This is a genomic window from Brevundimonas sp. GW460-12-10-14-LB2, assembly GCF_001636925.1.
Taxonomy (GTDB): Bacteria; Pseudomonadota; Alphaproteobacteria; order Caulobacterales; family Caulobacteraceae; genus Brevundimonas; species Brevundimonas vesicularis.
This window is the reverse complement of sequence record NZ_CP015511.1, coordinates 1,572,338-1,583,648: the sequence shown is the minus strand read 5'-3', so window position 1 is coordinate 1,583,648 and position 11,311 is coordinate 1,572,338. Positions and strand designations below refer to the sequence as shown.

The 11,311-nt window shown below is 66.6% G+C and carries 12 protein-coding genes; 9 read left to right on the top strand and 3 right to left on the bottom strand.

The genetic code is table 11. From position 1 onward, the window contains the following. Positions 1–74 precede the first annotated feature (74 nt). Entirely contained in the window at positions 75–479 is a 405-nt protein-coding gene (locus A4249_RS07915; RefSeq protein ID WP_066551861.1) for an EF-hand domain-containing protein, read from the top strand. Between the two features lie 2 nt (positions 480–481). Here A4249_RS07915 and A4249_RS07910 read toward each other — a convergent pair whose 3' ends face one another. Together A4249_RS07910 and ettA are read right to left on the bottom strand one after the other, a co-directional pair. Continuing rightward, positions 482–1,408: a 2-hydroxyacid dehydrogenase gene (locus A4249_RS07910; protein ID WP_066551860.1), complete on the bottom strand. Its 927-nt coding sequence runs from the start codon at positions 1,406–1,408 to the stop codon at positions 482–484. Between the two features lie 29 nt (positions 1,409–1,437). Then, on the bottom strand, positions 1,438–3,105 hold the full coding sequence (gene ettA, locus A4249_RS07905) for an energy-dependent translational throttle protein EttA (RefSeq protein WP_055755177.1): 1,668 nt from the start codon (positions 3,103–3,105) through the stop codon (positions 1,438–1,440). Positions 3,106–3,322: 217 nt separating this feature from the next. On the opposite strand from ettA, the gene A4249_RS07900 reads away from it, so the two are divergent. Further along, on the top strand, positions 3,323–4,726 hold the full coding sequence (locus A4249_RS07900) for a Do family serine endopeptidase (protein ID WP_066551859.1): 1,404 nt from the start codon (positions 3,323–3,325) through the stop codon (positions 4,724–4,726). Positions 4,727–4,730: 4 nt separating this feature from the next. On the opposite strand, the gene A4249_RS07895 is transcribed toward A4249_RS07900, so the two are convergent. Continuing rightward, entirely contained in the window at positions 4,731–5,153 is a 423-nt protein-coding gene (locus A4249_RS07895) for a VOC family protein (protein WP_066551858.1), read from the bottom strand. Positions 5,154–5,227: 74 nt separating this feature from the next. Here A4249_RS07895 and A4249_RS07890 point away from each other — a divergent pair, with 74 nt between their 5' ends. The 7 genes from A4249_RS07890 (at position 5,228) to A4249_RS07860 (ending at position 11,311) form a co-directional block, all read left to right on the top strand. Further along, positions 5,228–6,544 carry a replication-associated recombination protein A gene (locus A4249_RS07890; RefSeq protein ID WP_066551857.1) on the top strand — a complete coding sequence of 439 codons (1,317 nt, stop codon included), beginning with the start codon at positions 5,228–5,230 and terminating at the stop codon, positions 6,542–6,544. Between the two features lie 71 nt (positions 6,545–6,615). Then, positions 6,616–7,059 (top strand): hypothetical protein, encoded by a 444-nt coding sequence (locus A4249_RS07885; protein WP_066551856.1) that lies wholly within the window; start codon positions 6,616–6,618, stop codon positions 7,057–7,059. 39 nt (positions 7,060–7,098) lie between these two features. Beyond that, complete coding sequence (locus tag A4249_RS07880) at positions 7,099–7,821, top strand: RluA family pseudouridine synthase (protein ID WP_066551855.1); 723 nt, start codon at positions 7,099–7,101, stop codon at positions 7,819–7,821. Positions 7,822–7,883: 62 nt separating this feature from the next. Next, positions 7,884–8,372 carry a CC0125/CC1285 family lipoprotein gene (locus A4249_RS07875; RefSeq protein WP_066551854.1) on the top strand — a complete coding sequence of 163 codons (489 nt, stop codon included), beginning with the start codon at positions 7,884–7,886 and terminating at the stop codon, positions 8,370–8,372. A 40-nt stretch (positions 8,373–8,412) separates the two neighbouring features. Beyond that, a complete protein-coding gene (gene crcB / locus A4249_RS07870) occupies positions 8,413–8,808 on the top strand; it encodes a fluoride efflux transporter CrcB (protein ID WP_055808533.1) in 396 nt (131 codons plus the stop codon). Further along, positions 8,805–9,830, top strand: coding sequence for an RluA family pseudouridine synthase (locus A4249_RS07865; protein ID WP_066551853.1), 1,026 nt, complete (start codon positions 8,805–8,807; stop codon positions 9,828–9,830). Before crcB ends, A4249_RS07865 begins: the two co-directional genes overlap by 4 nt. Next, positions 9,827–11,311, top strand: a complete 1,485-nt coding sequence (locus tag A4249_RS07860) for a putative 2OG-Fe(II) oxygenase (RefSeq protein WP_066551852.1) — start codon at positions 9,827–9,829, stop codon at positions 11,309–11,311. The genes A4249_RS07865 and A4249_RS07860 overlap by 4 nt, the downstream gene beginning before the upstream one ends.

The window sequence follows — 11,311 nt, the reverse complement described above, 5'->3', positions numbered from 1 at the left end:
GGTTTCTTGGAACCGCGTCGACGGGAATGGTTCGTGCGTGCGTTAAAGTCCACAGACCCTTTTGGAGTGATCTCATGCGTAGCCTGTTCATCGCCGCTCTTGCTGTCGCCGCCGCCAGTCCGGCGCTGGCCCAGAGCGACTTTCCCGAGACGCCCATGCCTCAAATGTCTGGGCCTGAAATGTCAGGGCGGCCTATGGGCGGACAGATGCGGCCGCCGGAGCGCGAAAACCTGGCCCAGATGCAGGCGCGCATGACCCAGATGTTCAACCGGCTGGACGCCAATGAAGACGGCGTAGTCGACGCCAGCGAACTGGCCAATGCGCGCGGCGGTCGGATGCTGGCGCGCTTCGACGCCGATGCGGACGGGCGCATTACTCGCGAAGAGTTCGACGTGGGCCTCGCCGCCGCCTTCAAGGCGATGGACAAGAACGGCGACGGCGTGGTGACGGCGGACGAGCGGCCGCAGCGTCCCCGCTGAAGTCAGACGACGGGCGTCTTCAGCGGCTCGCCCGCGAAATGCGCCTGCAGATTTTCGATCAGCAGCATCAGCATGCCCTGCACCCCGGCAGTCGTGGCCCCGGCGGTGTGGGGCGTCAGAATGACATTGGGCACGTCGGCCCAGCGGGCTGGGTCTGTCGGCTCTTCGATGAAGACATCCAGGGCGGCCTGACCCAATGTCCCTGACTTCAAGGCGGCGATCAGGGCGTCCTCGTCCACGACCTGACCGCGCGAGACGTTGACCAGCAGGCCGTCGGGACCAAGCGCCTCGATGATGTCCGGCGAGATCAGACCGCGATTGGTCTCGTCCGCCTTGCAGGCGACGACGAGGATGTCGCTGGCCTTGGCGAGCGCCAGCAGGCTGTCGGCGCGCGGCCATTCTGCGTCGTGCGGCCGCGGCCCCCACCAACTGACCGCCATTCGGAAGGCCTCGGCGCGGTCGGCGACGGCTTTTCCGATGTGGCCCAAGCCGACGATGCCCAGCTTCTGGCCGGCGAGCGACGTCGTGATGGTGCGCGTCTCGAAGGTCCAGCCGCCTTCGCGGACCTGACGGTCGCCCGAGGCGATCTGGCGGCGTGCGGCCAGGATCAAGCCCAAGGCGTGATCGGCGACATCCTCGTGATTGACGCCGGGGGCGTGGGTGACGGGCAGACCGCGCTGGCGGCACCAGTCGATGTCGATCCCGTCATAGCCGGAGGTGAAACAGGCGATCAGGTCGAGATTGGGCAGACGTTCGATCAGCGCCTTGTCCAGGGCCGCCTCGCCGGCGACGACCATGACGCGGATTTCGTGGGCGGCCTCGATCGGCGGACCTTCCCAGAAGCGATAGACGTCGTAGGCGCTCTCCAGAAATCCCGAGAGCGGAGCGAGATGCCGCTGCATGATGAGAACGGCGGGGCGTTGGGTCATGCAGCGGCTCCTCTTGTCAGATCAGGCGATCAGCGGCCGAACTTCTGGTGCTGGATGCGCTTGGGGATGATGCTGTCGGCGCCCAGGCGACGCATCTTGTCCTGTTCGTAGGCTTCGAAGTTGCCCTCGAACCATTCCACATGGCCGTCGCCCTCGAAGGCGAGAATGTGGGTGGCCAAGCGGTCAAGGAACCAGCGGTCGTGGGAGATGACCACGGCGCAGCCCGCGAACTCTTCCAGAGCCTCTTCGAGGTTCTGAAGGGTCTCAATGTCCAGGTCGTTGGTCGGTTCGTCGAGCAGGATCAGATTGCCGCCCGAGGCCAGGGTCTTGGCCAGGTGGACGCGGTTGCGCTCACCGCCGGAAAGCTGGCCGACCTTCTTCTGCTGGTCGCCGCCCTTGAAGTTGAAGCTGCCGACATAGGCGCGGGTGTTGATCTCGCGCTTGCCGACCATCATCACGTCGGTGCCGCCCGAGATGGCCTGCCAGATGGTCTCGTCGGGCTTCAGGTCGTCGCGCGACTGATCGACATAGGCCAGTTTGACGGTCTCGCCGACCTTGATCGTGCCGCCGTCTGGCTGTTCCTGGCCGGTGATCAGCTTGAACATGGTCGACTTGCCGGCGCCGTTCGGGCCGATGACGCCGACGATGCCGTTGGGCGGCAGTTTGAAGGTCAGGTTGTCGAACAGCGTCTTGTCGCCATAGGTCTTTTGCAGGCCCTCGACTTCCAAAACGACGTTGCCGAGGCGCGGGCCAGGCGGGATCTGGATGTGAGCGTGCGTCTGGGCGCCGCGCATCGATTCCTGTTCCTCGACCATCCGCTCATAGGCGGCCAGACGGGCCTTGGACTTGGCCTGACGGGCCTTGGCGCCCGAACGGACCCATTCCAGTTCGCGGGTGAGGGCGCGCTGGCGGGCTTCGGATTCCGATTGCTCCTGCACGACGCGCTTGGTCTTGGCTTCCAGCCACGAGGAATAGTTGCCCTCGTGCGGGTGGCCCTTGCCGCGATCCAGCTCCAGCGTCCACTTGGTGACGAGGTCCAGGAAGTAGCGGTCGTGGGTCACCAGGATGACGCAGCCGGGGAAGTTTTCCAGGTGGTGCTGCAGCCAGGCGACGGATTCGGCGTCCAGGTGGTTGGTCGGTTCGTCGAGCAGCAGCATGTCGGGCTTGGACAGCAGCAGGCGGGCCAAGGCCACGCGGCGCTTTTCACCGCCGGACAGGTTGGTGACTTCCCAGTCGTCGGGCGGGCAGCGCAGGGCGCCCATGGCCTGGTCGATGCGGCTGTCGATGTCCCAGACGTCGCCGGCGTCGATCTTTTCCTGAAGGGAGGTCATCTCCTCCATCAGTTCGTCGGTGTAGTTCTCGCCCAGTTCGGCGGCGACTTCGTTGAAGCGGTTGACCCACTGCTTCTCTTCGCACCAGGCCTCGACGTTCTGGCGCACGTTCAGGGCCGGATCGAGCTGGGGCTCCTGTTCCAGATAGCCGCGCTTGATGCCGTCGGCGGCGCGGGCCTCGCCGTTGAACTCGTTGTCCAGGCCGGCCATGATCTTCAGCAGGGTGGATTTACCCGAGCCGTTGACGCCGACGACGCCGATCTTGGCGTCGTTGTAGAAGCTGAGCCAGATGTTCTCGAAGATCTTGCGGCCGCCGGGGAAGGTCTTGGTCAGACCCTGCATCTGGAAAATATACTGCTGCGCCATGAGGTGCGTTGCGCCCTTCGGGTTCGTCTGAATGGGGAGTTGCGCCGGATGTAGCGATCCTGCGCGCGAAGGGCAAATATGGCGGGCAGGGGGCCGAACGGAACGGCTGTAAAGCTTGTCCGTTGATGACATCATACGCCTTGATCCAGCCCGAAACCGGGTGCGGAATGGCGTCGCTTTACGCTTGCCAGTCCCGGATGCCCAGTTTCGGATGCCCATGAAGACTCGATCGCTCGTGCTCGCCGCCGCCTTCGCCCTGTCGGCGTGCGGCAATCCCTCGAACTCCAAGGCGCAGGAGGGCGAGTTCGCCCAACCGACGCGCACCGCCCCGGCCGATGCGGCGGGAATGAAGTCCAGCTTCGCACCGGTGGTGCGATCCGCCGCGCCGGCTGTGGTCAACATCTCGGCGCGCAGCGTGCAGCGGGTGCAGGCCGATCCCTTCTTCCAATTCTTCGGCGGCGGCATTCCCCAGGCGCGGGTGGCGGAATCCGTTGGCTCCGGCGTCATCGTCCGCTCTGACGGGATCGTGGTGACCAACAACCACGTCATCGACGGCGCCCAGCAGATCAAGGTCGTGCTGAACGATCGGCGCGAGTTTCCCGCCACCGTCATCCTGGCCGACGAGCGCAGCGACATCGCGGTGCTGAGGCTGGAGAACGTCAGCGACCGCCTGCCGGTCCTGGCTATCGACGATCAGGAAGAGCAGCAGGTCGGCGACCTGGTCTTGGCCATCGGCAATCCGTTCGGCGTAGGGCAGACGGTGACGAACGGCATCATTTCGGCCCTGAACCGGACCGAGACCGGCATTTCCGACAGTGGGTCCTTCATCCAGACCGATGCGGCCATCAACCCCGGCAACTCGGGCGGGGCGCTGGTGGACATGGACGGCGACCTGATCGGCATCAACACCGCCATCTTCTCGCGCTCAGGCTCTTCGGCCGGGGTCGGGTTCGCAGTGCCGGCGGCCATGGTCAAGCGGGTCGTCGACAGCGCGCTGGGCGGCGCGACGGCTGTGGTTCGGCCGTGGCTGGGCGTGAAGGGCGATACGGTCACCGGCGACATCGCCGGCAGCCTGGGCCTGAGCCGACCGCAGGGGCTGGTCGTCACCGACGTCTACGCAAACGGTCCGGCCGCGCGCGCCGGCATTCGTCAGGGCGACGTCATCACCGCCGTCGATGGTCAGGAGATCAACGACCAGAACGGGCTGAACTACCGCGTCGGCTCGCGCAATCCGAACGACCAGGTGCAGGTGTCCATCCTGCGCGACGGTCGGGCGCAGACCGTGACGACGCGGGTTCAGACTCTGCCGGGCGACGCCGATCCGAAGCAGGGGGTGACGATCCAGTCCGGCCCCTTCGCCGGCGCCGAGGTCGTGGCGCTCAGCCCTGCTCTGGCCGACCGCCTGGGCGGCGATCCGTTCGCGACGGGCGTCATCGTGACCGGCGTGTCCGGCCGCGGCTATGCGGCGCGCGCGGGCTTCCGCCAGAACGACCTGATCGTCAGCATCAATGGCCGCGCCATCGGCTCGGCCCGCGATGTGGAGGCCGCCAGTTCGGGTCGCGGCCCGTGGGAGGTCGTCGTCAACCGTGGCGGCCGTCAGATTCGCGGCGTGCTGAGATAGGTCGTCAGGCCTTCGTCGGCCCGCCGATCGACCAGGTGTGGCCGAAGGGGTCGCGCAGGACGCCGTAGCGGTCGCCCCAGAACTGATCGGCCATGTCCAGCACGGGTTCCGCGCCGCCGACGGTCATGGCGCGCGTCCACCAGGCGTCGGGGTCGGAGACCTGAAGGTGCAGGGTCACGCCGGTGGGCCGCACGTCCTGCGAGCCGCCGTATTCCGGAAACTCGTCATTCAACATGACGCTGGCGCTGTTGATCCTCAGGTGGGCGTGCATCAGTCGCTCGCCATCATCGGCCAGTCGACGGTCCAACACCTCGGCGCCGAAGGCGATAATGTAGAAATCGATCGCCGCAGAGGCCCCGCGCGACGGGATGGTCAGGTGCGGCGTCACGCCAGAAGTCGGACCCTGGTTCGGATTGGCGTCGGTCATGGGGCGGTCTCTGTGGCGGTTCGCCATACTAGCGCGTGAAAAGCCTTTGGCGAACGCCTACATAGGTCGCACCCATGAGCGACCTTTTCGAAGCCTCCGGCATTCTGCCCCCCGACGCCCCCTTGGCCGACCGCCTGCGTCCGCGCACGCTGGACGAGGTGGTGGGGCAGGATCATCTGCTGGGGCCAGGCGGGCCGATCCGGCGCATGATCGAGGCGGGGCGGTTGGGGTCGATGATCCTGTGGGGACCGCCGGGGACGGGCAAGACCACGATCGCGCGGCTGCTGGCCCAGGCGGCGGGATACGAATATCAGGCGATCAGCGCGGTGTTTTCGGGCGTCGCCGACCTGAAGAGGGCGTTCGAGGCGGCGCGGATGCGGCGTGCGGCGGGACAGAGCACGCTGCTGTTCGTCGATGAGATCCACCGCTTCAACCGCGCCCAGCAGGACGGCTTTTTGCCATTCGTCGAGGCAGGCGTGGTGACCCTGGTCGGGGCCACGACGGAGAACCCCAGCTTCGAGTTGAACGGCGCCTTGCTGTCGCGCAGTCAGGTCTATGTGCTGAAGCGGCTGGACGACGCGGCATTGGATCAGCTGCTGAGCCGGGCCGAGGCGCACATGGACCGGACCCTGCCGCTGACGCCGGAGGCGCGGCAGGCGATGCTGGCCCTGGCCGACGGCGACGGGCGGTATCTGCTGACCATGTCGGAGGTGCTGTTCGACCTGCCTGAAGGCGAAAAGCTGGACGTGCAGGGGCTGGCGGGCGTGCTGCAACGCCGAGCGCCCGCCTACGACAAGAGCCGAGAAGAACACTACAACCTCATATCGGCCCTGCATAAATCGGTTCGGGGATCCGACCCCGACGCAGCGCTCTATTGGCTGGCGCGCATGCTGAACGGGGGGGAGGATCCGCTTTATCTGGCGCGGCGGATCGTGCGGATGGCGGTTGAGGACATCGGCGAGGCCGATCCGCTGTCGATCCTGGTCGCCAATGCCGCCAAGGACACCTACGACTTCCTGGGCAGTCCCGAGGGCGAGTTGGCCTTGGCTCAGGCGGTGGTCCACCTGGCCACTGCGCCCAAGTCGGTCGGGGTCTATGAGGCGTTCAAGGCGGCCAAGAAGGCGGCCTATGAGACGGGTTCGTTGATGCCCCCCGCCCATATCCGCAACGCCCCGACCAAGCTGATGAAGTCGCTGGGCTACGGCAAGGGCTACCAGTACGATCCCGATACGCCCGAAGGCTTCTCGGGCGCGAACTTCTTCCCCGACGAGATGGAACGCCGCACCTTCTACAACCCCAAGGGCGAGGGGCACGAGGAGAAGGTCAAGGCGCGTTTGGAGCGCTGGGCCGAGATGCGAGCACGGCTGGCGGCGGACGCGTCCGGCGACTGACTGAACGCTCTTCATTGTCGTCAGTTCACAAGGGGGTTAGCGTTCCGGCCTGACATCCTTGGGAGGGGACGATGATTGAGACAGTGAAAACGCCCTGGCATCTGTGGCTGGTGGGCGTGTTGTCTTTGTCGTGGAATGGGTTCGGCGCGTTCGACTTCATCCAGACTACGACGCGGGGCGAGGCCTACATGCGGGCGGCGGGTTTCGACGACGCCATGGTCGCCTATTACGAGGCCATGCCCGGCTGGATGTATCTGCCGTGGACGCTGGGAGTTTGGGGTGCGGTGATCGGTTCGGTGCTGCTGCTTTTGCGCCGGCGTTGGGCGGTTCCGGCCTTCGGTCTGTCGCTGCTGGGCGCGTTGATCAGCCTGATCTATGGCAAGTTGATCGATCCTCCGCCGCCGGCGCCGCCCGAACTGGCGGCCATGAGCTGGATGCCCATCATCATCCTGCTGATTGCGGTTCTGCTGTTTGGTTATGCGTTCAATATGCGCAAACGCGGCGTGCTGCGCTGATGGGCTGACGCAGGGCGCGCCGTCGCGTATGGACGCGCCGTGACCCGCGTTCCTGCCGATCTTTCATCCGATGATATCGCCGCCGTCCGGTCGTGGGTGATCCACGAGGATGCGCACGTCATCGCCTTCTCAAAGCCACCGGGCCTGTCCAGCCAGGGCGGGCGGATCAAGGCGCATACGCTGGACGATCTGCTTTGGGCGTTCGCGCGGTCGAACGGCAAGCGGCCGGAGTTGGTGCATCGGCTGGATCGCGACACCTCGGGCGTGATTCTGGCGGCCAAGACCAAGCCGGCGGCGAGTTTTCTGGGTAAGGCGTTGCAGATGCGGCGTTTCAGAAAACAGTATCTGGCCCTGCTGTCGGCGGCGCCTGAGCCCAAGGCGGCGACCATCGACGCGCCGCTGCGTCGCGAAGAGATCGGGCGCGAGAGCTATGTGCGGGTCGTCGCCTTTGACGCGCCGGGCGCGCAAGGGTCGCAGAGCCGCTATCGGACCCTGGCCGCGGGGCCGGAAGGGGCCGTGGTCGAGCTGGAGCCGCTGACCGGGCGGATGCATCAGCTGCGTGTGCATATGGCCCATATCGGTCGGCCGTTGATCGGAGACGTGCGCTACGGCGGCGCTCTGACCACGCCCGTTGGACCTGCGCCGCGTCTGATGCTGCACGCCGCCAAACTGAGCTTTCCGCATCCCGAGGGCGGGACGACGACGGTCGAAGCGCCGCCGCCCGAGGATTTCGCGAAGCTGAGAACGGCGCTGGGTCTTTAGGGCGCGGGCCTCAGGGAACGACGTGCGCATTTTGGCGCTATGTCGTTGAAAGGATACCTCTGATGAAGCGTCTCGCCCTCGCCTTGACCGGTCTTTCCGCCCTGGCCCTGACCGCCTGCGCCAGCCTGGCGCCCTATGGCGCCCAGATGGGTCCGAACGGGCAGGGGTATTCCGAGCAGCGGATCGAATCCAACCGCTACCGTGTCACCTACAACGGCGTCGGCGCTGCGGGCCGTGTCGCCGATTGGGCGCTGGTGCGCGCCGCCGACCTGACCACCGAACAAGGCTACGACTGGTTCGAGGTGACGCAGAGCTGGACCGATGGTCGGCCGGGTGGCGCAGGCGGCGTCAGCCCGAGCGTCTCCATCGGCGGCGGCAGCAGCCGATATGGCGGCTATTCGGCGTCTGGCGTCGGCGTGGGCGTTGGTCTGAATTTCAGCGGACCGCAGCCGACCTCGACAACGTTGGAAGTGGTTCTCGGACGCGGCCAGAAGCCCGATCGTCCGAACGCCTATGACGCACGTTCGGTGCAGAGCTCCATCCCGCGCTGACCATCGCTTTCGGCGCGGGCGGCGTATATATCGCCGCACGATGACACGTTTTCTTCTCGTTGCGGCAGGCGGGGCCATCGGCTCCATGGCGCGCTATGGCCTGGGCCTCGCCGCCGGGCGGCTCGCGCCCAATGCCGGCTGGCCCGTGGGCACCTTCGCCGCCAATGTCGCAGGGGGTCTGATGATGGGTCTGCTCGTCGGCTGGCTGGCGTTCCGGGGCGGGGCGCAGCAGGAGATAGTGCGCCTGTTCGCCGCCGTCGGCGTGTTGGGCGGGTTCACGACCTTTTCGTCCTATTCGCTGGAAGCGGTGCAGATGATCGAGCGCCGCCAGATCGGCCTGGCCGCCGCCTATGTGATCGGCTCGGTGGTTCTGGCTATCGCGGCCCTGTTCGTCGGCCTGATGGTCGCTCGCCGCGCCTTTGGAGTTCCCGCTTGACCGATCAGCCGCCCGCAGCAGATGCGCCCAAGCGCGAAGTCCTGACGATCTATGTCGCCGAGGACGAGGACGGCATCCGGCTGGATCGTTGGTTCCGCCGTCGCTGGCCGCACCTGTCCAACATCCAAGTGCAGAAGATGGCCCGCAGCGGTCAGATCCGCGTGGACGGGGCCCGCATCAAGCCCGAAGGCCGACTGACTGCCGGCGCCGCTGTGCGCGTGCCGCCGATCCCCGATGACACCTCTCGCCAGGCTGGCGACGCCCACACCCTGTCCGAAAGGGACATCGCCTTCGCCAAGTCGCTGGTACTTTACGAAGACGACATGGTTATCGCCTTGAACAAGCCGCATGGCCTTGCGGTGCAGGGCGGGACCAAGACGAGCCGTCATGTGGACCGTCTGCTGTCGGCCTGGGGCGAGGGGTTGGAGCGACCGCGCCTGGTTCACCGGCTGGACCGCGACACCTCGGGCGTCCTGTTGCTGGGCAAGGGGCCGGAGGCGGCCAAGCGACTGGCGGGCGCCTTTGCCCGTCGGCAGGCCAAGAAGACCTATTGGGCCATCGTCATCGGCAATCCTAAACCCTATTCGGGCCAGATCGACATGCCGTTGAAGAAGACCGGCATCAACGATTTCGAGATGATGCGCCCGGCCGAGCGCAAGGACCCGCGCGCCGAACCGGCCGAAACGGCGTTCTCGACCATCAGCCGCGCTTCGCACCGGGCGGCCTGGATGGCCCTGCGCCCCTTCACCGGACGGACGCACCAGCTACGCGCCCATATGGCGGGGATCGGCCATCCGATCTTGGGCGACCCGAAATACGGCGACGAGAAATCGCGTGAACTGTCGGGCCCCCTGAAGCTGCAACTCCACGCCCGCAGCATCGAACTCGATCACCCGCGCGGCGGCGTTCTCAAGGTCACCGCCCCGTTAAGCCCCGAGATGAAAGCCGGCTTCGCCCACTTCGGCTTCTCCGATGACGAGGCCGAAGACGATCCCTTCCTGGGCGTGAAGCGAATCCGGTGACGGCGGGGGTCCAGGCGAGGGTCGAAGGGGCCAAGGCTCTGGCCGCTGCCGGCCAGCTGAACGCGGCCTTGGAAATGCTGGCGCCGATGGCGCAGCAGGCCGATGCGCCGTGGCAGGCGCTGTCTGTCCAGGCTGATCTGATGAAGCGTGTGGGGCGTCTGGAAGAGAGTGCGGCGCTGTCGCAGCGCCTCGTCGAGGTTCGGCCGCACAGCATTCCGGCGTGGCATAATCTGGCGTCCACCCTCGGCGATCTCGGGCGGGCGGCCGAGGCGGAGGTCGCGTGTCGCGCCGCCATGTCCATCGGCGGCCATGCGCCGGAAACCTCGCTGGTGCTGGCGCGGGCTTTGCAGGCGCAGAGTCGGTTCGACGAGGCCGAGGACGCCTATCGTAAGGCGCTGCTGCGGCGGCCCGGCTACGGCGATGCGCTGCGTGATCTGAGCCAGTTGATCTGGATGCGAGATGCCGATCTGGAAACCGCCTGCGCGCCGCTGGATGCCGCCATCGCCGTATCGCCAGCGACGCCTTTGCTGCGCCAGATCAAAGCAAAGCTGCTAGAATATGCGGGGGAGGGCGAGGGGGCCTATCGCACCCTGGTCGCCGGGCCGCTGGATGGGCCGGGGGAACTGGCGGCGGCGCAGGCGTGTCTGACGTGGGGTCCCCGTCGCGCGCTGGATCATGCGAACCGGGCGGCAGCGCTGGCCGGCGGCGAGGTCCCGGCGATCATGGTGACCCAGGCCGAATGTCTGCTGGCGTTGGGCGAGGCTGAGGCGGCGCTGGTCCCGATTGAAGCTCTTAGGGCGCGCGAGCCGCTGAACCAGCATGTGCTGGCCTTTCAGGCGACGGCCTGGCGGATGCTCGGCGATGTGCGGTACGGCCGGCTTTACGACTACGACGCCTTCGTGCGGCCGTATCGGCTGGAGGCGCCTGACGGGTGGGCGTCATTGGAGGCCTATCTGGTCGATCTGGCCAGGGCGCTGCACGATCTGCACACGTTGAAGACCCATCCGGTGGGCCAGTCGCTGCGCGGGGGATCGCAGACCACCGCGCCTCTGGCCCAAGGCGAAGATCCGGCCATTCGCGCCTTCTTCCAGGCCATCGACAAGCCGATCCGCGACTATATGGCGGCGGTGGGCCGGGGCGACGATCCGCTGAGGGCCCGGAATACAGGTGACTATCGCATCCAGGGCAGTTGGTCGGTGCGGTTGAGGCCGAACGGATTTCACGCCGACCACATTCACTCTAACGGCTGGCTGTCCTCGGCCTGCCATATCGAATTGCCGCCGGCGGTGCAGGGCGAGCGCCGCGAGGGCTGGTTGCGGTTCGGCGCGCCGCCTGGCCTGCCGAGCTTGGCGGCAGAACACTATGTACAGCCCCGACCCGGCACGTTGGTGCTGTTTCCTTCCTATATGTGGCATGGAACCCAGCCGTTCGGCGGCGAGGCGTCGCGTCTGACGCTGGCGTTCGACGTCGTGCCGGCCTGA